The organism is Bifidobacterium santillanense (genome assembly GCF_018555385.1).
GTDB classification, from domain to species: domain Bacteria; phylum Actinomycetota; class Actinomycetes; order Actinomycetales; family Bifidobacteriaceae; genus Bifidobacterium; species Bifidobacterium santillanense.
The window spans coordinates 442,723-463,710 of the sequence record NZ_JAFEJS010000001.1; the positions used below are offsets into that span (position 1 = coordinate 442,723).

17 protein-coding genes are annotated in these 20,988 nt (G+C 68.4%); 3 read left to right on the forward strand and 14 right to left on the reverse strand.

All coding sequences use genetic code 11. The annotated features are described in order from the left end of the window. Positions 1-3 precede the first annotated feature (3 nt). From JS528_RS02030 to JS528_RS11705, 11 genes are all read right to left on the reverse strand, one after another. Complete coding sequence (locus tag JS528_RS02030; RefSeq protein WP_214357415.1) at positions 4-624, reverse strand: type 1 periplasmic-binding domain-containing protein; 621 nt, start codon at positions 622-624, stop codon at positions 4-6. Continuing rightward, positions 621-1,886 carry a class I SAM-dependent RNA methyltransferase gene (locus JS528_RS02035; RefSeq protein WP_214357416.1) on the reverse strand — a complete coding sequence of 422 codons (1,266 nt, stop codon included), beginning with the start codon at positions 1,884-1,886 and terminating at the stop codon, positions 621-623. Before JS528_RS02035 ends, JS528_RS02030 begins: the two co-directional genes overlap by 4 nt. Before the next feature lie 7 nt (positions 1,887-1,893). Beyond that, positions 1,894-2,610, reverse strand: a complete 717-nt coding sequence (locus tag JS528_RS02040; protein ID WP_214357417.1) for a DUF3159 domain-containing protein — start codon at positions 2,608-2,610, stop codon at positions 1,894-1,896. A gap of 3 nt (positions 2,611-2,613) precedes the next feature. Further along, on the reverse strand, positions 2,614-3,486 hold the full coding sequence (locus tag JS528_RS02045; protein ID WP_214357418.1) for a DUF3710 domain-containing protein: 873 nt from the start codon (positions 3,484-3,486) through the stop codon (positions 2,614-2,616). Between the two features lie 97 nt (positions 3,487-3,583). Continuing rightward, the gene (locus tag JS528_RS02050) at positions 3,584-4,441 is read right to left on the reverse strand and encodes an exodeoxyribonuclease III (protein WP_214357419.1); all 858 of its coding nucleotides are present in this window, start codon (positions 4,439-4,441) and stop codon (positions 3,584-3,586) included. Positions 4,442-4,533: 92 nt separating this feature from the next. Further along, positions 4,534-6,549, reverse strand: a complete 2,016-nt coding sequence (locus JS528_RS02055) for a dipeptide ABC transporter ATP-binding protein (RefSeq protein ID WP_214357420.1) — start codon at positions 6,547-6,549, stop codon at positions 4,534-4,536. Between the two features lie 20 nt (positions 6,550-6,569). Next, positions 6,570-7,535: an ABC transporter permease gene (locus tag JS528_RS02060; protein WP_214357421.1), complete on the reverse strand. Its 966-nt coding sequence runs from the start codon at positions 7,533-7,535 to the stop codon at positions 6,570-6,572. A gap of 19 nt (positions 7,536-7,554) precedes the next feature. Then, positions 7,555-8,481, reverse strand: a complete 927-nt coding sequence (locus JS528_RS02065; RefSeq protein ID WP_214357422.1) for an ABC transporter permease — start codon at positions 8,479-8,481, stop codon at positions 7,555-7,557. Positions 8,482-8,748: 267 nt separating this feature from the next. Continuing rightward, complete coding sequence (locus JS528_RS02070) at positions 8,749-10,386, reverse strand: peptide ABC transporter substrate-binding protein (protein WP_214357423.1); 1,638 nt, start codon at positions 10,384-10,386, stop codon at positions 8,749-8,751. Positions 10,387-10,750: 364 nt separating this feature from the next. Beyond that, a complete protein-coding gene (locus JS528_RS02075) occupies positions 10,751-11,854 on the reverse strand; it encodes a tyrosine recombinase XerC (RefSeq protein WP_214357424.1) in 1,104 nt (367 codons plus the stop codon). Positions 11,855-11,888: 34 nt separating this feature from the next. After that, on the reverse strand, positions 11,889-12,023 hold the full coding sequence (locus JS528_RS11705; RefSeq protein WP_276312601.1) for a hypothetical protein: 135 nt from the start codon (positions 12,021-12,023) through the stop codon (positions 11,889-11,891). Here JS528_RS11705 and JS528_RS02080 point away from each other — a divergent pair. The 3 genes from JS528_RS02080 (at position 12,022) to JS528_RS02090 (ending at position 16,126) form a co-directional block, all read left to right on the forward strand. Then, entirely contained in the window at positions 12,022-12,810 is a 789-nt protein-coding gene (locus tag JS528_RS02080; RefSeq protein ID WP_214357425.1) for an ABC transporter ATP-binding protein, read from the forward strand. The genes JS528_RS11705 and JS528_RS02080 overlap by 2 nt on opposite strands. Continuing rightward, positions 12,807-15,698: an ABC transporter permease gene (locus JS528_RS02085; RefSeq protein WP_214357426.1), complete on the forward strand. Its 2,892-nt coding sequence runs from the start codon at positions 12,807-12,809 to the stop codon at positions 15,696-15,698. The genes JS528_RS02080 and JS528_RS02085 overlap by 4 nt, the downstream gene beginning before the upstream one ends. Positions 15,699-15,874: 176 nt before the next feature. Then, positions 15,875-16,126, forward strand: a complete 252-nt coding sequence (locus JS528_RS02090) for a DUF6725 family protein (RefSeq protein WP_214357427.1) — start codon at positions 15,875-15,877, stop codon at positions 16,124-16,126. Between the two features lie 58 nt (positions 16,127-16,184). Here JS528_RS02090 and JS528_RS02095 read toward each other — a convergent pair whose 3' ends face one another. The 3 genes from JS528_RS02095 to JS528_RS02105 form a co-directional block, all read right to left on the reverse strand. Then, positions 16,185-17,276, reverse strand: a complete 1,092-nt coding sequence (locus JS528_RS02095; protein ID WP_214357555.1) for a prephenate dehydrogenase — start codon at positions 17,274-17,276, stop codon at positions 16,185-16,187. 20 nt (positions 17,277-17,296) lie between these two features. Then, positions 17,297-18,313 (reverse strand): prephenate dehydratase, encoded by a 1,017-nt coding sequence (locus tag JS528_RS02100; RefSeq protein WP_214357428.1) that lies wholly within the window; start codon positions 18,311-18,313, stop codon positions 17,297-17,299. A 77-nt stretch (positions 18,314-18,390) separates the two neighbouring features. Beyond that, complete coding sequence (locus JS528_RS02105; protein WP_214357429.1) at positions 18,391-20,964, reverse strand: glycoside hydrolase family 31 protein; 2,574 nt, start codon at positions 20,962-20,964, stop codon at positions 18,391-18,393. Between the last annotated feature and the right edge of the window lie 24 nt (positions 20,965-20,988).

The window sequence follows — 20,988 nt, forward strand, 5'->3', positions numbered from 1 at the left end:
GCGCTAGCCGATCGTGGTGACGGCGATGGTCCGTTCATGGGGCTCGTCGTCGATGACGCTCATCGCGGCGTCGTCGACGGGCGTCGCCTCGGCGTCCCGGTCGTTGAGGATGAAGGCCGCGGCATAGAGCGTGTCGTCGTCGGGGGCATGGCGGAGGTCGAGCAGCGCGACGGGGATGCCGGCGTCGCGCGCGGTCCCGAGGGCGCGGTCCCAGCCATCCGCGTCGACGCCGTCGGCCGACGTATCGAGGTCGGAGACGACGATGAGGTCGACGGCGCGCCGGACCATGTCCGCGACTCCCCCGCGCCGCGTGTCGTCGGGTCTCGCGGAGTCCCTGGCGGACACGTACACGGCCCGCAGACCGGCGTCGGCCAGCGCGTCGAGCACCGTGGAGTCGGCGGTCGCGTCCTTCGAACCGATCAGCGCGATGGTCACGTCGTCGCGCGGGACGCCGACGTGCGCGACCGCGGGACGCTCCGTCTGCGTGTCGCCGACGGCCCGCCCGGACGGCGTGCATCCGGCGAGCGGCAGACAGAGCGCAAGGCAGAGCGCGGCGGACGCGCTCCGGCGGACGCCCGCGGGAACGTGCACCGCCGACGGCGCACGGCCGAGCGGCCGGATCATGCCGCGTTCCTGCGGAACAGGGCGACGGTCTCGACGTGGTGGGTCATCGGATAGATGTCGTAGGCGCGGATGTCGGCGAGCGAGTAGCCGAGCGAGACGAGCGTGCCGGTGTCGCGCGCGAGGCTGGTCGGGTCGCAGGCGATGTAGATGACGGAGCGCGGCGCGGCGTCGGCGATCTGACGGCACACCTTGGCGTGCGCGCCGGCGCGCGGCGGGTCGAGGACGACCACGTCGGGGTGGGCGAAGTTCGCCGGTACGTGCGCGAGGGTCCTCGCGACGTCGCCGCATCGGGCGTCCACGTCGTTCAGGCCCAGCGCGCGCAGGTTGCGCTGCTGGCTTCTGACGGCCGTGCGTCCGCCTTCGACGCTGAACACGCGCGTGCGTTCGGTGGTGAGCGTCGCCAGCGGCAGGGTGAACAGGCCGGAGCCGGAGTAGAGGTCCCAGATGACGGCGGATTCGGCGCCGTCGAGTTCGCCGCGCGTCAGGTCGATGACGTGGTTGGCGAGGGCGACGGGCGCCTGACGATGGATCTGCCAGAAGCCGTTCGCGTCGACCTCGTACGTGAAGGTGATGCCGCGGACCGTGACCTGCTCGGTCAGCGTCTGGGAGCCGGCGGTGAGCTCGCCGTCGACGAGGACGGCGTAGTCGTCGTCCTGTTGGTCGGCGGTGCGGGGCTCGGGCGCGGACAGGCGGATCTGCGCGCCGGGCGTGAAGCCGCCGTCCCACACGTGGTGCTCGCCCGCGATCTCGAGAAGACGCCTCGTGGCGAGCGGCATCGTGTCGATGGGCACGCGGGTGTGGGACCCGCGGCGGCGCATCGAGGGCATGCCGTTGTCGTCGGCGATCATCTCGATGCGGGTGCGCCAGTGGAGACCGTCGAGCGCCTCATCGCCGTCGATGCGCTCGATCGGCACGGTGACGTCGACGTGGCCGAGACGGCTCATCTGCTCGCTGACGGTCACGGCCTTCCATCTGAGCTGGCCGGGCAGGGAGACGTGGACGAGGTCCGCGCCGCCGACGCCGCCGCCCATCGACAGGGGGCCGGCGAGCGGCCATGCCGGGGCGACGCGGTCCTCGCTCGCCTCGATCACCTCGATGACCTCGCCGGTCCAGAACCGTTCGTCCCGGTCGTGCGGCTCGTCGAGGACGATGCGCACGAGCTCGCCGGGCAGGGCGAAGCGGACGAAGACGACGCGACCGTCGATGTGGGCCACGCAGCGGCCCTGATCGGCGTATCGTTCGATGCGGACTTCAGCTTCCATATGTTCCTTATTCGTTGGTTTCGTTGCTCTCGGATGCGCGCGCCCCGGCGGCCTTGTGTCGGTGCAGCGGCGTGGCGATGATGAGGTAGCTCACCCAGATGGCAAGGGCCCAGAACGGGATGCCCATGATCAGGCGCGCCACGCCCAGCGCGGCGACGTGGTCGGTCAGGTACAGCGGCACCTGCACCGCCAGGCGCAGCAGGAACAGGCCCATCCACAGGCCCGTGATGATCATGTACGCGCGCTTGAGGGCCCTGTCCCCCATCCAGTCGCGGAACCAGTCGCCGAACCGTTCGGTGGGCAGCTGGCGGATGAACTCGATGACGAGGCCGAGCCCCGGCACGCGCGCGGCGAGCGAGACCGCCAGCAGCGCCGCGTATCCGGCGTTGGTGAGGAAGCCGAACATGTAGTAGTTGCGGGCCTCGTGGCTCTTCCACGCCCAGATCAGGCAGATGCCCACGGCGATCAGGCCGGAGAGGGCGCCCATGACGGACTGCCGCTGGACGAGCCGGACGACGACCTGCACGACGGCCAGCGCGGCGGAGACGCCGATGGTGAGGTTGAGGTTGTTCGTCGCCACGAACATGACGACGAACAGCACGCCCGGCAGCATCGACTCGACGACGCCGCGCGGGCCGCCGATCGCGTCGATGACGGAGAAGTCCTCGTCGCCGTCGGCCGTGGCGAGCGCGCCGAGGCCGGTGCGCCTCTTCGTCTCGGCCATGCGTCAGCGGACTTCGGAGAACATCGGGCCGCGCGAGAGCGTGGTCTTGACCTCGGTCTGCTGGTCCTGGCTCAGCGGGCCCTTCGGGCGGGTGGGCACGTCCTTGAGGTGCTCCTTGCCGTTCGCCCCGTCCTCGGCGTTCTCGGCGGCCTCCTTGGCGGCCTTGCGCTCGGCCGGGCTGACCGGCGGGTGCATCGGGATGAGGTCGCGCGGGGCGAGCGGCTCCTCGCCGCGCTCGACGACGATCTTGGAGAAGAACTCGTTGAGGGCGCGGGTCTCCTCGGCGTCCGGATCGACTGCGGCGACGCCGGAGAAGATGCCGCGCAGCATCCAGCGCGGGCCGTCCACGCCGACGATGCGGGTGGTGACGGTCTTGCCGGCCTTGACCTCGACGGGCAGCTTGACCTCGGTGCCGAACACGCCCTGCTCGGCGGAGGCCTTCCTGTTCGCCTCGAGGAAGTCGGAGCGCCAGTCCTCCCACAGGCCGAGCGTCTTCGGGGCGGCGTACGCCTCGATCTCGAGGCTGGAATGCATGTAGGTGATGGTGGAGCCGAGGATGGCGCGCGTGGCGCGGTTGGCCTTGATCCTCAGCTCGATGTGCTGCATGAACGGCAGGTAGTAGGCGCCGAGGTCGAGGTAGTCGTCGTAGTCGGGCACGTTCTCGTCGTCGACGTCCCAGGGGCCGCGCTCCTCGCCGCGGCCCGCGTACTCGTCGCTCGCCTCGGGCAGCGTCTCGGCCGCGGTCTTCTCGGCGGTCTCGCTGTCGGCCCTGGCGGCGGCGTTCGCGGCCTCGGCGGCCTTGACGTCCTCGTCCTCGGTCTCGACGGCCTTCTTCTCGGCCTTGTCCTTCTTCTTGCCGAATCCGAACAGTCCCATGTTCCGGTACCTCATTTCGTAACTGCGTCTACGGTTGCAACCCTGCCAAGCCTAGCACCTCGGCTTGGAACTGGCTGAATGTCGTCTTCGGGCGGGCTCACACGTCGTAGGTGATGGTCAGCGGCGCGTGGTCGGACCAGCGCATGTCGTAGGTGGGGGCCTTGTCGATGACGAAGCCGCGCGCCGTCTCGGCGAGCTCCGGGGTGGCGAACTGGTAGTCGATCCTCCAGCCGACGTTGTTGTCGAAGGCGCGCCCGCGCTGGCTCCACCACGTGTACGGGCCCTGGATGTCGCCGGCCAGATCGCGCATCACGTCGACGAACTCGTATTCGTCCAGCCATTTGTCGACGTAGGCGCGTTCGGCGGGCAGGAATCCGGCATGCGTCTCGTTGGCCTTGGCGTTCCTGATGTCGAGCGGCGTGTGGGCGATGTTGAAGTCGCCGCACAGCACGGCCTGGCGACCGCCGCGCGCGGCCTCGTCGCGCAGCTGGCCCATGCGCACGAGCATCGCGTCGAGGAAGCGGTACTTCTGCGCCATCTTCGTCTCGTCGTCGGCGTTGCCGGCGTGCACGTACACGCATGCGACGGTCAGGGTGTATCCCTGCGGGGTGACGACGTCCGCCTCGATCCAGCGGCCGGAGTCGACGTCCTCGTCGAGGCCGGGCAGCCCGTGGCGGCGCGCGACGACCTCGAGATCGGTCACGAGTCCCACGCCGGCGCGCCCCTTGACGCGACACACCTCGTTCATGCGGTTGAGGCCGCTCGGGTCGGACACCTTGCCGCGGGTGGCGTAGTCGAACGCGAACGCGTCGAAGATGGGGTCGATCTCGCTCTGCGGGGCGCGTACCTCCTGCATGCACCAGACGTCCGGGGTGTTGCGGCCGGCCCACGTCTCCACGCCCTTGCGCCGGGCGGCGCGGATGCCGTTCATGTTCGAAGTGGTGATGGTGATCATGCCTACCGAGCCTACCACCGCAACGAACAGGGCCTCCCCGCACGGTGCGGGGAGGCCCTGACGCCGGTCATGCCGGACTGCCGTTCCTATACTCAGTCGAGGCCGAGCTGGAGCTTGCCGCCGGGGATCGCGTCGAGCAGATCCCTGGTGTACTGCTTCTTCGGGTTGTTGAAGACCTCGTCCGTGGTGGCGTGCTCGACGAGCCTGCCGTGCTGCATGACGACGACCTCGTCGGCGATCTGGCGGACGACCGCGAGATCGTGGGTGATGAACAGGTAGCTCAGTCCCTTCTCGGCCTGCAGGTCGTTGAGGAGGCGGAGCACCTGGTCCTGCACGAGCACGTCGAGGGCGGAGACCGCCTCGTCGCACACGATGACGTCGGGGTTGAGGGCCATGGCTCGCGCGATGGCGATGCGCTGGCGCTGTCCGCCGGACAGCTCGTTCGGGTAGCGGGTCATCACGGACTCGGGCAGCTCCACCATGTCGAGCAGCTCGCGCACGCGCTTGGCGCGGCTCTTGTTGTCGCCGATCCTGTGGATGCGCAGCGGCTCCTCGATCGAACGGTAGATGGAGTACATCGGGTCGAGCGAGCCGTACGGGTTCTGGAAGACCGGCTGCACGTGACGGCGGAACTCGAGGAGCTTGGCGCCGGTGAACGTGGAGATGTCCTCGCCCTCGTACAGGGCCTTGCCGGAAGTCGGCTCGAGGAGCTTGAGCACCATGTTCGCCACGGTGGACTTGCCCGAGCCGGACTCGCCCACGATGGCCAGCGTGGAGCCGCGCTTGACGGAGAAGGACACGTCGTCGACGGCCTTGAACATCTCTTTCTTGCGCGGGAGCTTGAACTCCTTGGTCAGGTGGTCCACGACGATGATGTTCTCGCTCTTCTCGAGCCTGTCCTCGCCGACCACGTGGTGCTCGAGCAGCGCGTCCGTGTTCTCGCCGCGCTCGTGCGCGGAGATGATGCGCTGGGAGGCCAGGGACGGGGCCGCGGCGACCAGACGCTTGGTGTACGGGTGCTGCGGGTGCTGGAGCACCTCGAGCGACGGGCCGGACTCGACAACCTGGCCCTTGTACATCACGACGATGTGCTGGGCGCGCTCGGCGGCCAGGCCCAGATCGTGGGTGATGAACAGCACGGCGGTGCCGAGCGAGTCGGTGAGCATGTGCAGGTGGTCGAGGATCTTCTTCTGCACGGTCACGTCGAGCGCGGAGGTCGGCTCGTCGGCGATGAGCAGGTCCGGACGGCAGGCCAGACCGATGGCGATGAGTGCGCGCTGGCGCATGCCGCCGGAGAACTCGTGCGGGTACTGGCGGGCGCGGGTGGCCGCGTCGGGCAGGCCGGCCTCGGAAAGCAGGCCCGCGATGCGGTCGTCCATCGTGGAGCCGGTGACGTGTGCCTTGGCGATGGCCCAGGCCTTGTCGTCGGACACGCCGGCCTTGATGAGGTCGTCGGCCACGCGCCAGCGGGTCTCGGAGCCCGGGACCCACTCGCTCTCGAAGTACTTGACGGACTTCTCGGCGGCCTCGCCGGTGATGCCGGCCTCGGCGAGGGCCTTCCTGGCGGCGTCCATCAGGGCGGGCAGCTCGGCGGAGCCGATGAAGGTCTCGTCGTCGTTGCCCTTGAGCTGGACGTCGGCCTCCTCGCCGGCCAGGGCCTTGGCGAGGGCGGAGCGCTTCTCGTGCGCCACGTCCATGTTGTTGGCCTTGAGGGCCTCCTTGACCTGGGTGCCGATGCGGTACACCGGGTTCAGGTTGCTCATCGGGTCCTGGGGCACGAGGCCCATCTTGTCGCCGCGCAGCTTGTCGAAGTCCTTCTGCTTGAGGCCGGTGAGCTCCTGGCCGTCAAGCTTGATGGAGCCGCCGACCACATGGCCGGTGCCGGGCAGGAGGCCGAGGACGGCCATCGCGGACGTGGACTTGCCGGAGCCGGACTCGCCGACGATGGCCACCCACTGGCCCGGGTAGACGGAGAAGGAGGCGTTGCGCACGGCGTGCACGGCCCTCTTGTCGTCGGTGGTGAAGTCGATGGCGAGGTTCTTCACCTCGAGCAGCGGGCCATGGGCCTTCTGCATCTCGACGATCTTGGCGTCATTGGTGTTTTCCATAAGTCTTCCCTACCTCACACTCAGGCCGTGCGGCTCTTCGGGTCAAGGGCGTCCTTGACGGCGTCGCCCATCATGATGAAGCTCAGCACGGTGATGGCCAGCGCCATCGACGGGTAGAACAGCACCATCGGGTTGGTCATCAGGTTGACCTGAGCCTGGGAGATGTCGCCGCCCCAGCTGACGGTCGTGGTCGGCAGACCCACGCCGAGGAAGCTCAGCGTGGCCTCGGAGACGATGTACGAGCCGAGGGACGTGGTGCCGATGACGATGATCGGCGCCAGTGCGTTGGGGATGATGTGGCTGAACAGGTTCCTGATCGGCGTGGAGCCGAGGGCGGTCGAGGCGGTGTTGAACTCGAGGTTCTTGGCCTCCATCACCGAACCGCGGGCGATACGCGCGGTCGACACCCAGCCGAAGAGGGCGAGCACCAGGACGACCTTCCAGATGGAGCTGGAGGTGCGGAACATCTGGAGGACCACGATCGCGCCCAGCAGGAACGGGATCGAGTAGAAGATGTCGATGATGCGGCTCAGGAGCGCGTCGACCCAGCCGCCGAAGAAGCCGGCGACGGCGCCGATCAGCGTGCCGATGAGCACGACGATGATCGTGGTCAGCAGACCCACGGACAGCGAGGTGCGGGTGCCGTAGACGGTGCGGGCGAACACGTCGCAGCCCTGCATGTCGTAGCCGAACGGGTGTCCGGCCGCGGGATCGGACAACGAGTTGTCGAGGTTGCAGTAGTTCGGGTCCTGCTTGGTCAGGACGCCCGGGAAAAGCGCCACGAACACCACGCAGATGATGAGCAGTCCCGAGATGATGAACAGCGGGTTCTTGCGCAGCGTGCGCCACGCGTCGGCCCACATGCTGGTGGCGGGGGCGGAGTCGTCGACCTTGTCGACGGCCTGCAGCGGCGTCTCCTCGATCGGGGCGACGTAGCGCTCCTGGCCGGGCAGGGTCTCGTAGAGGTTCTGGTTGTTGTCGGTCATGATGTTCCTCTCCCCCATGTCACTCGTAACGGATGCGCGGATCGAGCGCCGCGTACAGCATGTCGACGATGAGGTTGCAGATGACGAAGACGAGCAGCAGGATCGTCACGATGGAGACCACGAGGTTGCCTTCGCCCTTGAGGATGGACTGGTAGGTCAGGAAGCCGACGCCGTGGATGTTGAAGATCTGCTCGGTGATCATGGCGCCGCCCATCAGGGCGCCGAGGTCCTGGCCGAGGTAGGTGACGACGGGGATCAGGGAGTTCCTGAGGACGTGGCGCATCATCACGGAGCCGTTCGACATGCCCTTGGCGCGCGCGGTGCGCACGTAGTCCTGGGCGATGTTCGACGAGATCTCGGAACGGGTCAGTCGGATGATGTAGGCCATCGAGACGGAGCCCAGCACCATCGCCGGGAAGAGCATTTCGGTGAACGTGGTGTTCGAGCTGACGGTCACCGGTATGAGGCTCCACTGCACGCCCAGGAAGTACTGGCCGGCGAAGCCGGTGACGAAGGTCGGCACGGAGATGAGCAGCAGGGAGACGATCAGGATGACCGAGTCGTACCACTTGCCCTTCTTCAGGCCGGAGATGATGCCGAACACGACGCCGAAGATCGCCTCGAAGCAGAACGCCATGACGGCGAGCTTGATGGTGACCGGGAACGCGCGGGCGATCTCTCCGATGACCGGCTGGCCGGCGAAGGTGTTGCCGAAGTTCAGCGTGAACGCGTTCCTGAGGAACAGCAGATACTGGATGATGAACGGCTTGTCGAGGTTGTATTCGGCGCGGATCTGGGCTGCGACCGCCTCGTTGACCGGCTTGTCTCCGAACATCGCCTTGACCGGATCGCCCGGGAGCGCGAAGACGAGAGCATAGACCAACAGGGTCGCACCGAGAACCACGGGGATCATCTGCAGGATACGACGCAGAAGATATTTGCCCATCGGTTTCTCCTTGATTTCACGCGACCGGTCTTCATCGCCCTGACGCGACGCGTCCGTTGTGCGGGAAGGGCGCGTCAAAGCGCCCAGCCGGCCGCTAAGTACCCCGTAAGTTTACCCCACGGGTTGACACCAATGTTTCACAAGCGTGAATCCCGGCTGAAAAACCGGTGCCGCCCTGCACGGGCGCGCATATGAAAAGGGCCGGAACCCTTGCGGATTCCGACCCTTTTCGGTTCGATCGGTCAGGCGATCAGGCGAGCGTCAGGCTCACTTGGTCAGCTCCTCGTAGACCGGCAGGTTCTGCCAGTTCATCTCGAAGCCCTTGACGCTGGTCGCGGCGACGCCGACGGCGTTGCTGTAGTACAGCGGGAAGGCCGGGAGCTGCTGGAGCAGGATCTCCTGGGACTGCTGGTAGATCTTGTTGGCCTCGTCGGTGGTCTTGGCGGCGTAGGCCTCGTCCATCAGCTTGTCGAAGTCGGCGTTCTTGAAGTCGCCGTCGTTGGAGCCCTTGCCGTCGGCGGCGGCGGAGGCGTACAGCTGGAACAGGTAGTTCTCGGCGGACGGGTAGTCCGGCTGCCAGCCGGTGCGGAAGGCGCCCTTGATCTGACGGTTGGTGACCGCGTCACGGAACTCCTGGAAGGTCGGCATCGGGTTGGTGGCCGCGTCGATGCCCAGGTTGTTCTTCAGCTGGTTGACGATGGCGTCGTAGATCGGCTTGGCGCCGCCGTCGGCGTTGTACGCGAAGGTCAGCTGGCCGTCGTACTTGGAGATGGCCTCGGCCTTGGCCCACAGCTCCTTGGCCTTGGTCGGGTTGTACTCGAGGTTCTCCTCGCCCTTGATCGAGTCGGAGTAGCCCGGGGTCAGCGGGGAGGTGAACTCCTTGGCCGGGGTGCCGATGCCGTTGAGGACCTTGTCGACGATCTGCTTGCGGTTGATGGCCATGGAGATGGCCTGGCGACGAAGCTGGCCCTCCTCGGTGTTGGTCTGGAAGTGCTCGAGGCTGGACGGGATGGTGAAGGTCTGGGACACGGAGCCGGCCTTGTTGTAGGCCTGGACCTTCGGGTTCTTCTGGAAGGTCTTGGTGGCGGAGGCCGGGACGGACTCCATCACGTCGAGGGCGCCGGACTGGATGTCGGCGTAGGCGGAGGTGTCGGAGGTGTAGATCTTGAAGGTGATGCCGTCGTTCTTGGCCACGTCGTTACCCTTGTAGTCGGGGTTCTTGACGAGGTCGATCTCCTTGTTGTGATCCCACTTGGAGAACTTGTACGGGCCGTTGCCGACCGGGGCCTGGCCGAAGGCCTTCGGATCCTTGTAGAAGGACTCCGGCAGCGGGGCGAACGCCAGGTAGCCGACCTTGATCGGGAAGGTGGCGTCCGGCTGGGACATGTCCACGGTGAAGGTCTTGTCGTCGACGACCTTGAGGCCGGAGAGCTGCTCGGTGCCCTTCAGACCGTCCTTCTGCAGGTCGTCGAAGCCGGCGATGGTGGAGAAGAAGGAGGAGCACTTCTGGGCGTTCTTCGCGTTGGCGACGTAGCTCCACGCCTTGGTGAAGGACTCGGCGGTGACCGGCGTGCCGTCGGTGAACTTCCAGCCGTCCTTGAGCTTGATGGTGTACTGGGTGGCGTCGTCGTTCGGGGTGATCGACTCGGCGACCTCGTTGGAGGCGTTGCCCTTGGCGTCGAAGGAGACGAGGCGGGCGAACAGCAGGTCGCCCGGCTTGCCGCCGCCGGTCTCGTTGGTGTTGCCCGGGATGAGCGGGTTCTGAGGCTCGGAGGCGTAGGAAGTGATGATCATCTTGCCGCCGTCGGTGGAGGCGGAGTTGGTGCTGCTGGAAGAACCGCAGCCGCCCATCAGGGTCGCGACGGCGCACACGGCCGCGGCGATCACGAAGGCTTTCTTCTTCATGTGTATCTCCTGTTTCATCCGGGATGCGGGGTTCGCATCCCTTGGGACCGCACGGTGATGCGGACCCGGGTTGAGCAATCGGGGGCCGATCGCGGCTCGCACCGCGGCCAACCCCCTTGCTGATCGCGGTCCATTGTGCCGCAGATTGGAGACAGCACGTTACCGAAATGTGGAGGTTACGTGAATACGGACTGGGTTGTTTACGTTAACGGATGGGTTTCTTGGGAGACCGCGGCGGGTCGCGATATGCGGCGCCCGACACACTCAAGGCCGTTCGGCCAAGCCTACGGTCGGGCACCGCATATCGGGACCCGCCGCTCCGTTGGGCCGTCATCGTCCGTTGCGTAAATCGGGGTGAGGGGTGTTAAGCCCTTGGAAACGCTTGCGTGTAGCGGGCCTTGAGCTGTTCGATGGAGACGTGGGTGTAGCGCTGGGTGGTCTTGAGGGACGAGTGGCCGAGCAGCTCCTGGACCTCGCGCAGGTCGGCGCCGCCGTCGAGCAGATGGGTGGCCGCGGAATGTCTCAGCGCGTGGGGTCCAATATCTGGAACGCCCGCCCTTCTCGACTCGCGGTGGACCACCTCGCGGGCGATGCGCTGGTTGAGACGGCCGCCGCGTGCGCCGAGGAAAAGGGCGCGGGGATCCGCCGTCCCGAGTCTCGCCTCGCGCAGGATCTCGGGCCGCCCCTCCTCGATCCATCGGGTCAGCGCCTGGGCAGCGGGTCCCCCAAATGGGACGACACGTTGTTTATTTCCTTTGCCGAGGACCTTCATCGTGCGGTTGGAGAAGTCGATGTCGCCCACATCGAGCCCCACGAGCTCGGCGACGCGGATGCCGGTGGCGTACAGGGTCTCGAGGATCGCGGCGTCGCGCAGACGGATCGGCAGCGGATCCCCGTCCCCACCGTCGGGGGAATCGGACAACGTGTCGTCCGTTTGTGACGGATGACCGTCACGACGATCCGCATTGTTCGCCATGAGCGAACCCACCGGGACGGCGATCGTATCGTCGGGGTCCCGTTCGGGGGTTTTCGCATCGGGACGGACGGGACGTCCCGACGCGGAGGCGATGCGCGCCCCCTCCCCCGTCTCCGCCTCGACGTCGTCCATCAGATGCTCGGCCTGGGCCTCGGTCAGCACGGTGGGCAGCGTATCGGGGATCCGCGGGGTCAGGAGCATCGCGGCCGGATCGGTGAGCGTCACGCCGTGCTCGTGCGCCCATGAGAAGAAGGAGCGGACGGAAACGGTCTTGCGGGCCATGCTGGAGCGGGCGTGGGTGCGCGACTCGTGCGCCATCCACCCGCGCAGGTCGTCGAGCGTGATCTCGTTGAGGTCCGCGGCGCCGCGCAGGGCGAGCACGTGCAGGCATTCGGCCACGTCCGACAGATACGCCTTGCGCGTGTTCCCGCTCAGGCCCCTGTTCGCCCTCAGGAACGCCTCGTACGCCTCCAGCTGGTCATCGAACGGCATCTCACCCCTTTTCCCCGAAATCCTGTCGGATAGACTATAACCATCCGGAAACGACTGGAACGGGGCGGAAAATCATGGCACGGCATTCGGTGAAATCAGTCAGGGCTGCGGCGCGCAGGACGACGAGGACGGCGTCGAGTTCGGGGGCGATCGTCTCGCCCGTACCCATGTCGGGTTCCCCCTCCCCCGCGACCGACGTCGTCGCCCGGGCAATCGATCTGACGAAGACGTACGGCGAGCGCGACTCGCGGGTGGTGGCGCTCGACCACGTGGACGTGGGGTTCGTGCGCGGCGAGATGACCGCGATCATGGGACCGTCCGGTTCGGGCAAGTCGACGCTGATGCACTGCATGGCGGGGCTCGACCGTCCGACCTCCGGCAAGGTGGTCGTCGAGGGGCTCGAGGTGTCGTCGATGAGCCAACGCGAGCTCACGCGGTTGCGCCGCGAGCAGATCGGCTTCATCTTCCAGTCGTTCAATCTGGTGCCGACGCTCACGGCCGAGGAGAACATCCTCCTGCCGCTGCAGATCGCGAAGCGGCCGATCGACCGCGAGTGGTTCGACCGGGTCGTCGACGTGGTGGGGCTGCGGCCGAGGCTCACGCACCGGCCGAGCCAGCTGTCCGGCGGCCAGCAGCAACGCGTCGCGTGCGCACGCGCGATCATGGCGCGTCCGGCGGTGATCTTCGCCGACGAGCCGACCGGCAACCTCGACTCGCGCTCGAGCCGCGAGGTGCTGGGCTTCCTCAAGGATTCGGTGCGCGAGTACGGGCAGACGATCGTGATGGTCACGCACGACCCGCGCGCCGCCAGCTACGCGGACCGCGTGCTCGTGCTCGCCGACGGCCGCATCACGCGCGATCTGCGGCATCCGTCGTACGAGGAGATCCTCGAGGTGTTCGCCACCGAGGGCGATGAGGACGACTCCCGCGACTCGCACGTGGAGGCCGGCGCATGATCCGCATCGGTCTGCGCGACGCACGTGCGCATTTCCCGCGGTTCGTGATGTCGATCATCGCGATCGCGCTCGGCGTGTCCTTCGTGGTCGGCTCGTTCTGCTTCCGCGAGATGATGAACGACCAGGTCGACCAGATGCTGGGGTCGAACACCGACCATGACGTGTACGTGCGCGGCACGACGGAGAAGAAGGACGACGCCTCGGGGACCGCGTCGACCGGATCGTCCGGCTCGTCGTCCTCGCTCAGGACGTACAACGACGTCGACGACTCGTTGGTCGACGACGTCGCTGGGGTCGAGGGGGTGAAGACCGCCGAGATCGTCTATTCGACGTCCGGTTCGCTGGTGCTCGCCAGGAAGGACGGCAACGCGGTCTCGACGATGGGGTCGCCGACGATGGGCATCGGTCTGGCGAAGGGCACGTGGCGCTCCGCGCATCTGACGCGCGGGCGCTGGGCCCGAAACGACGGCGAGATCGCCCTGCATGCGTTCGCCGCGAAGACCGCCGGGCTCGGGGTCGGCGACGTCACGAAGCTCGTCTACCCGTCCGGGCCGAAGGACGTGAGGGTCGTCGGCGTGTTCGACACCGACTCCTCGCAGGCGGGGGCGATCATCATCGGGTTGGCGCCGTCGGTCGCGAAGTCGCTGGTCCAGGAGCAGACCGGCGAGATCGGCACCACGCAGTACATCGGCGTGTACGGTTCGGGCAACAAGGGCGCGCCGCTGACGCACGCGCAGCAGGAGGAGCTCGCCGCACGCGTGCGGCGGGCGCTGCCCAAGGGGTCGAAGGCGACCGCCATCACCGGCGACCAGCTGCGCGACGAGTACTCGCAGGCCATCAAGGACCAGCTCGGCTTCATTCAGCCGCTCATCCTCATCTTCGCGGTGATCGCGCTGTTCGTCGGATCGTTTATCATCGCGAACACGTTCTCGATGATCGTGCGCGAGTCGATGCGCGGCTACGCGCTGCTGCGCTCGGTGGGAACCTCCCCCGCGCAGGTGTTCTCCACGGTGATCGTGCAGGCCCTCATGCTGGGTCTGGTCGGCTCGGCCGCGGGCATCGGACTCGGCTGGGGCATGGTCCGGCTCATCGTGGCCGGCATGGCGCGCATGGGCACCCCGATGAGCGGGACGGCCACCCCGGGGGCGACCGACATGCTGGCCGGACTCGCGGTCGGCGTGCTGGTCACGTTCGCCGGCGCGGCGCTGCCCGCCCGTCGAGCGGCGATGGCCCCGCCGATCCAGGCGATGAACGAGACGGTGAACCCGGAGAGACCGGTGGCGCCCCGCGGCATCGCGGGGGCGGCCATGATCGCGCTCGGCGTGGTCTCCTGGATGTTCTGCGTGGCGATCGCCGCGGCCGGCGACGACGGCGACCCGACGCCGGTCGCGTTCCTCAACGACCTGGCCTCCCGTCTGGGCGTCGGCTGGCCTCTCGGCGTCGGCGCGGGGCTCATCGTCGTCGGCGTGATCACGCTCGCCCCGGCGCTGGTCGGGCCGACGGGCGCAGTGCTCGGCTGGCTGCCGTCGCACGTGTTCCCGGTGACCGGCCGGCTCGCCGTGCGCAACCTCTCCCGGCAGAAGCGGCGCACCGCGAACACGGCCGCCGCGCTGTTCGTGGGCGTCGCGATCGTCAGCTGCCTCGGCGTGGTCGCCTCGTCGGCCAAATCGTCGGTCGCCGGCATCGTCGACACCGGCCTGAAGTCCGACTTCACGGCGATGTCCGCCTCATCCGGACGCATCCCGGACGAGGCGATCACGGCGATCGAGAAGACCCGCGGCGTCGACTCGGTGTCGCGAAGCCGCATGCTGATGGGCGTGACGTACGGCTCCGGCAAGGACAAGGCGCAGGCGATGACGTTCGCCGAGCAGCCGTCGCTGTTCCGCAGGGTGTTCGCGCCGGTCGAGAACTCGGGCGACGCGGACCGGGCCCTGAGGGACGGCGAGCTCGTCGTCGGCCTCACCGTGGCGCAGGACAACGGATGGAAGGTCGGCGACACGGTGCGGGTCAACGGCAGACGGGTCGTCGTCGACGAGGAGGCGACCGCCAAGGCGCGGGCCGACTATCAGGCGCGGGTCCGGTCCGAGGTGGCCGGGCTGCAGGCCGAGGCGCAACGGCTCGCGGCGGGCGGCGACGCGGCGGGCGCGCAGACCAAGCTCCGGGAGGCGCAGCGAACCGCGGACGACGCGAGTAACGTCGACCCGTCGACCCTGGTCAGAACGAAGACCGAGACCACGCACCGGCAGGTGAGGGTCGGGGCGATCATCGAGAACTCGGTGTACCGCTCGATGGTCCTGATGAACGACGATCTAGCGGAACGGATCGCCAACGAGTACACGATGTTCACGATCATGCTGTTCGTCAACGCGCGCGACGGCGCGGATCTCACGGCGCTCAAGACGCGTCTGGTGAATGCGGTCAAGCCGTTCTACGTGATCACCGTGCAGGACCGCGACGAATTCAAATCGTCGATGAGCTCGATGGTCGACCAGATCCTCATCATCCTGTACGCGCTGCTGGCGCTGTCGATCGTCATCGCGGTGTTCGGCATCGTGAACACGCTGGCGCTGAGCGTGTCGGAACGCACGCGCGAGATCGGGCTGCTGCGGGCGATCGGCACGTCACGCGGCCAGGTGCGCGGCATGCTCGCCATCGAGGCGTCGCTGATCGCGGTGCTGGGCACTCTGCTCGGCGTGGTGGTCGGCGTCGGCGCGGGCGCGGTCATCCAGCGGGTGTACGAATCGAACGGCCTGGAGCGGCTCGCGGTGCCGTGGGGCCAGCTGGGGCTGTTCCTCGCCTTGTCGGTCCTCGTGGGCGTCGTCGCCGCGCTGCCTCCGGCCCGACGGGCGCTGAAGGTCCCGGTCCTCGACGCCGTCGCCACCGATTGACCCCGGGCCGCTCCACGGATAGGCGCGGGAATTTTGCGCGAAACGGGCTGTGAGCGCAAGATTCTCGCGCCAAGGGGCGCGGCGTCCGTCATGGGACCGCCCGACCGGGGTAGAGTGGAGGGACGGACGTCGTGGTCCGCCTATCGTTCGCATGGTCGTCTTCCGGGGAGGGTGTCATGGCATTGCCGCAATCGATTCCGAACGGCGCACGCATCGTCGTGCGCGTCATCGAGGGCGTGGACCCGTCCGACGGGCGCACGAAGTTCCGCGACTACGTGGGGCATGTGCTCTCGTGGGACGGCCGCACGCTGGAGCTGTCGCGCGACGCGGCCGCGAACGGGTCCCGGCCGAGGCAGCACGTGATGATCGACGCCGACACCATCGCCACGCTGAAGCCGGTACCCGAACGGCCGCACGTGCGTCCGTAGCGGGGACGACGCGGTTCCGGCCTCCTCCGAAAGGAGACCGGCGTATACGTTCACACCGTCACAGCGCGGAACGCCGCTGGACCCGGACCTTGTACGCGTCCTCGAACGCGACGATGTGCTCGCCGCGACGGGCCGACGCCAGCAGATCGGACTGCCAGCGGTCCGGGGAGAATCCGATCTCCCGCTCCTCGTAGCGGGGCATGTCCGCGGAATCCGTCTCCGTCGACGCGGTCCGTCCGGCGATCGCCTTCTGCCGCGCCTTGTAGTCACGGAACGGCTGCCCCTCGGCGAAGAAGGCGCGCATCGCGGTCCACGCGGCCACATCGACGGCCTCGCCATCGCCGTTCACGCCCGTGCGCTCATCGTGCAGCAGGTCGGCGACGGTGGTGAGGCGGTCGGCCATGTGCCGCAGCAGCGTCTCGACGTTCTCGGCGTCCTCCTCGACCATCGCGCGCGTGCGGTCGGGATCGGTCAGGGCGACGCGGGTCATGTCGCGCCAGCTGCCGGCGGCGAGCGCGGCGGCGATGTTGCGGTTCGCGTCATCGGTCAGTTCGTTGATCAGGGCGGTGGCGACGACGTGCGGCATGTGGCTGATCATCGCGGCGGCCTTGTCGTGCGTGTCGTCGTCGAGGACGATGAGACGGTCGCCGACGCCGTCGACGATGAGACGCGCCACGGCGGAGAACCGGTCGAAGTCGGTGTGGTCGGTGACGGTGATCGCCCACAGGGCGTCGTCGTAGAGGTGCGGGTCGGCGGCCGTCCAGCCGGACAGCTCGTTGCCGGCCATCGGATGTGCGCCGACGTAGCGCTCCCCCAGTCCGGCGGCCTCGACCTGGTCGCGCACCATGCCCTTGACGCTGCCCACGTCGGTCAGGGTGATGCCGGGTGCCGCGTCGAGCAGGGGCCTGAGCTCGGCGAGGATCGCGGGCATCGCCTTGAGCGGGTTGCACAGGACGATGACGTCCGGCGCGGCCTCGACGAGGTCGGCGAGCGTCGCGACGCAGCGGATGCCGTCCCTTTCGGCCTGTTCGTACGGGTGCGGACGGTGGTTCCATGCGACGACGGCCGTGCCGCGTCCGACGAGGCGCCGGGCGAGCGATCCGCCGATCAGTCCCATGCCGACGACGCCGACGAGGCGGGGCGTCGCCATATCCGTCATGTCCTTCGCGTCTACCACAGCAGCTCCCTTCCGACCGTGTCCGCGTGCTCCCAGTCGCGTTCGATGCGCATCGCGTCGAGGTGGATGCCGCCCTCGGGCAGCCTCCACGCGTCGACCGGCGGACTGGGACGGTCGCGCCGCGGGTAGACGGCGAGGGTCTTGAGCCAGATGCCGTGGATCGCGAGCGTCTCGAGCACGTCGCGGAAGCGCGGCTCCCACGGGGCGGCGTCGAGCGTGTCGATGAAGCTGTAGGTGCCGTCGGTGCCCTTGATGGGCCGGGACATGAAGCTGGTCATGTTGAGGCCGGCGTCGCGCATCACGTCGAGCATGTTAGCCAGGACGCCGGGGCCGGTGACGAGCGGGATGAGCGTGATGATGGTCTCGAATTCTCCCGTGCCGGCGTCGCGGAACCTGCGGGACAGGTCGCGCACGTCGTCGCGGCGGGCGAGCACGAGGAATTCGGTGTGCGCGCCCTCGAAGTCCTGTACGCGTTCGGCGAGCGTGTCGAGCCCGTACAGTTCGCCGCAGATGCGCGGGCCGAACGCGACGCGTCCGGGCTCGAGGTCGCGGCAGGCGGCGGCGTTGGACGAGGCCGGCACGGCCCTGAGCCCATGCTCGGCGATGAATCGTCTGCATTGGGCGAGCCCGTGCGGGTGGGCGGACACGACGACGGGATCGGCGTCGCCGTCCGCGGCGGCGCGGGCGATCGGGTCGTCGCCGGCGACGGCGAACGCGTCGAACGTCACGTCGACGCGCACGCGCGCGAATCCGGCGATGTCGGCCGCGTCGATCAGGGCGTCGAGGTTCGGCACCACGTAGCCCTCGACGTTGTTCTCCCAGGCGATGACGCCCCAGCCGCGTCCCGACTGGACGGCGTCCATGATGGCGGGGACGTCCGGCAGGGCGATGAGATCGAAGCCGTCGGCGTCCCCGCCGAGCGACGGACGGAGCCGTTCGGCGGCCTCCATCGCCGCCTGATGGGTGAAGGTGCCTTCGGGGCCCAGATAGAACAACCGTTTACGTGTCATAGCCCACCACTGTACCGGGCGCGGCGCGGGGCGCGCGGCAGCGGCGCACCTCGTGGACACGGCCGGAGCCGGATGGGTCAGGAGCGAAGCAGGATCTCGGCGAGCGCACCGGCGACCGAGTCGGGCATCTCGCCGACCCAGAAGTCGTGTTCGTAGCGGGGGCCGCGGTCCAGCGTGCGGATCGCGTCGAGCGCGCCCACGCCGAGGTCGCGCACGGCGTCCAGGGCGAGCTCCTTGGTGCGGTAGCGCATCTGGGCGTGCAGCAGCAGGTCCGTCGCGTCCCGTTCGATCGGGTTTGCGGCGATCGCGAGACCTCCGTCGATCTCGACGCGCAGGACGTCGGAGGACGGGATTCCACGCACCGCGACGGACAGGCTCAGCGTCGCCTCGTCGTACGCCACGTCCACTTCCCCGGCGACGGGCTCGCGGCCGTCGCCGGCGAGGACGTGCACGCGGGAGGCCTCGACCGGCGCGACGCCGCGGAACACGACCGTCCAGTCGCGCGACCGCGGCACCGCGGAGGCGTCGCCGCGCACCGGGCCGACGGCGAGGACGCTCGTCGCGCCGGTGTCCTCGCCGGACCTCCACGAGAACGTCATCGGGGTCTCGGCCTCGGGCGCGCCCCATGTGCCGTCATCCTCGACCATCGTGAACGATCCGTCGGCGCCGGGGAAGACGAGCACGCGCAGGGCGCGCGGGTTGTCGACCGAGTTCACCGACTCGTCGCCCGCGGCCGGCACCTCCTGCAGCGGCACGATGCCGCCCGCCTTGGCGAACACGGGGATGCGGTCGATGCCGCGCCACGCCTCGATCCTGCGGCCGCGGCCGGAGCGCGAGCGCGAGACGTACCGGCGGCCGTCGAACAGGTCGAACCATTCGCCGTCCGGCAGCCACGCCTCGGCGCGGCCGCGCTGCACGGCGCGGTCGTTCGGCGAGACGATCGGGGCGACGAGGAGCTCGGTGCCGAAGCGGAACTCGTTCGGCACCTCGTACGCGTCGGCGGTGTCGGGCGACTGCCAGTACATCGGCTCGACCAGCGGGCGTCCGTCCTTCGCCGCGCGGTGGTCCATCGTGTACAGGTACGGCAGCATCGCGTGCCTCAGGCGCAGCATGCCGGTCATCGACTCGCGCACGGCCGGGCCGAAGTTCCACGGCTCCTTGCCGACGAACGGCGAGTTGGACGAGTGCAGGCGGTTGATCGGGCTGAACACGCCGAGCTGGTACCAGCGGGCCTCCAGCTCCTCGTCGCGGTAGCCGAACATGTGCCCGCCGATGTCGTGGCTCCACCAGCCGTAGCCGATGTTCGACGCGGTCGCGGTGAAGCGCGGCTGGAACGCGAGCGACTCCCAGGTCACGATCGTGTCGCCGGAGAAGCCGACCGGATAGCGGTGCGAGCCGGGACCGGCGTAGCGGGAGAACGTGAGCGGCCAGTGCCCGTCGCGTCCGGAGTCGAGGTAGTGCATGTGGTTGAGCATCCACAGCGGGTCGAGGCCCTTCTGCCGGGTCACGCCGCCCTGCTGCCAGTCCACCCACCAGAAGTCGACGCCCTCGTCCTCCATGCGGTGGTGCATGGCGAAGTACGCGTCCATGAAGTCGGGGTCGGTCAGGTCGAACTCGACGGGCTCGCCGCTCGCCGGATCGATGCCGACGCGTTCGGCCACGGCCGGGTAGTCGTCCTCGAAGGCGCGCACGCCGTCGCGCGGATGCACGTTGAGCGTGGTGTGCAGCCCGCGATCGTGCAGGTCGCGCAGGAAGGCCGGCGGGTCGGGGAACAGCTCGCGGTTCCACGAGTAGCCGGTCCAGCCGGAGCCGTACTTCGGGTCGACGTCGTCGACGCGGTGCCAGTCCATGTCGATCACGGAGGTGGTGAACGGCAGGCCCTCGCGCTTGAAGCGGTCCATGAGGGCCAGATAGCCGTCCTGCGTGTAGCGGTAGAAGCGGCTCCACCAGTTGCCCAGCGCCCAGCGCGGCAGCAGCGGCGTGGGGCCGGTGAGGCGGTAGAGGTCGCGCACGGCCTCGATGTAGCGGTGGCCGTAGCCGAAGAAGTACAGGTCGGTCTCCTCCACGTCGCGCGGGGTGATCCAGCGGCCGAACGGGTTGCGTCGGCCGTTCACCTCGTCGGCCTCGACGATGAGGTTGGACGCGGAGTCGTCGATCACGGCCCATCCGTCGCGCGAGATCACGCCGTCGCCGAGCGGGATCTCGCCGTCGGCCTCGTCGAGCGTGCGCGCGGTGCCCTTGAGGTTGCCGCGCTGCACGTCGCCGTAGTGCCAGGTGTTGAACTGCGTGTCGGACACGCCCTTGACCACGACGCTCAGGCCCTCCTTGCTGAACGGCCCGCCGTCGTAGACGATGCGGAGCGCGTCGGTGTCGACGATCACGCGCCCGTCGCGCTCCGTGACCGTGCGGCGCACCGGCTCGCCGAAGTCGCGGTTGAGCACGGTCTGGGTGGGACGGTCCTCGAACACGCCCGAGTCGGACCATTCGAGGCGCACGAGCGAGGCGGTGAGCAGCGTGATGCGCCAGCGATCGCCGGCGATCACGGCGTCGGCGCGGGCCAGAGGCGACGCGTCGAGCGCGAAGTCGCGCGGATCGGGAGACTGGACGGCGGCCGGCACGGACCGGGTCTGCGGTGTGGACGACGTTGTCATGACGATGGTTTCCTCCATACGATG

Coding starts and splice junctions, on each gene's coding strand:
- JS528_RS02030 (WP_214357415.1), bottom strand. CDS start 624: ATGATCCGGCCGCTCGGCCGTGCGCCGTCGGCGGTGCACGTTCCCGCG.
- JS528_RS02035 (WP_214357416.1), bottom strand. CDS start 1,886: ATGGAAGCTGAAGTCCGCATCGAACGATACGCCGATCAGGGCCGCTGC.
- JS528_RS02040 (WP_214357417.1), bottom strand. CDS start 2,610: ATGGCCGAGACGAAGAGGCGCACCGGCCTCGGCGCGCTCGCCACGGCC.
- JS528_RS02045 (WP_214357418.1), bottom strand. CDS start 3,486: ATGGGACTGTTCGGATTCGGCAAGAAGAAGGACAAGGCCGAGAAGAAG.
- JS528_RS02050 (WP_214357419.1), bottom strand. CDS start 4,441: ATGATCACCATCACCACTTCGAACATGAACGGCATCCGCGCCGCCCGG.
- JS528_RS02055 (WP_214357420.1), bottom strand. CDS start 6,549: ATGGAAAACACCAATGACGCCAAGATCGTCGAGATGCAGAAGGCCCAT.
- JS528_RS02060 (WP_214357421.1), bottom strand. CDS start 7,535: ATGACCGACAACAACCAGAACCTCTACGAGACCCTGCCCGGCCAGGAG.
- JS528_RS02065 (WP_214357422.1), bottom strand. CDS start 8,481: ATGGGCAAATATCTTCTGCGTCGTATCCTGCAGATGATCCCCGTGGTT.
- JS528_RS02070 (WP_214357423.1), bottom strand. CDS start 10,386: ATGAAGAAGAAAGCCTTCGTGATCGCCGCGGCCGTGTGCGCCGTCGCG.
- JS528_RS02075 (WP_214357424.1), bottom strand. CDS start 11,854: ATGCCGTTCGATGACCAGCTGGAGGCGTACGAGGCGTTCCTGAGGGCG.
- JS528_RS02080 (WP_214357425.1), top strand. CDS start 12,022: ATGTCGGGTTCCCCCTCCCCCGCGACCGACGTCGTCGCCCGGGCAATC.
- JS528_RS11705 (WP_276312601.1), bottom strand. CDS start 12,023: ATGGGTACGGGCGAGACGATCGCCCCCGAACTCGACGCCGTCCTCGTC.
- JS528_RS02085 (WP_214357426.1), top strand. CDS start 12,807: ATGATCCGCATCGGTCTGCGCGACGCACGTGCGCATTTCCCGCGGTTC.
- JS528_RS02090 (WP_214357427.1), top strand. CDS start 15,875: ATGGCATTGCCGCAATCGATTCCGAACGGCGCACGCATCGTCGTGCGC.
- JS528_RS02095 (WP_214357555.1), bottom strand. CDS start 17,276: ATGGCGACGCCCCGCCTCGTCGGCGTCGTCGGCATGGGACTGATCGGC.
- JS528_RS02100 (WP_214357428.1), bottom strand. CDS start 18,313: ATGACACGTAAACGGTTGTTCTATCTGGGCCCCGAAGGCACCTTCACC.
- JS528_RS02105 (WP_214357429.1), bottom strand. CDS start 20,964: ATGACAACGTCGTCCACACCGCAGACCCGGTCCGTGCCGGCCGCCGTC.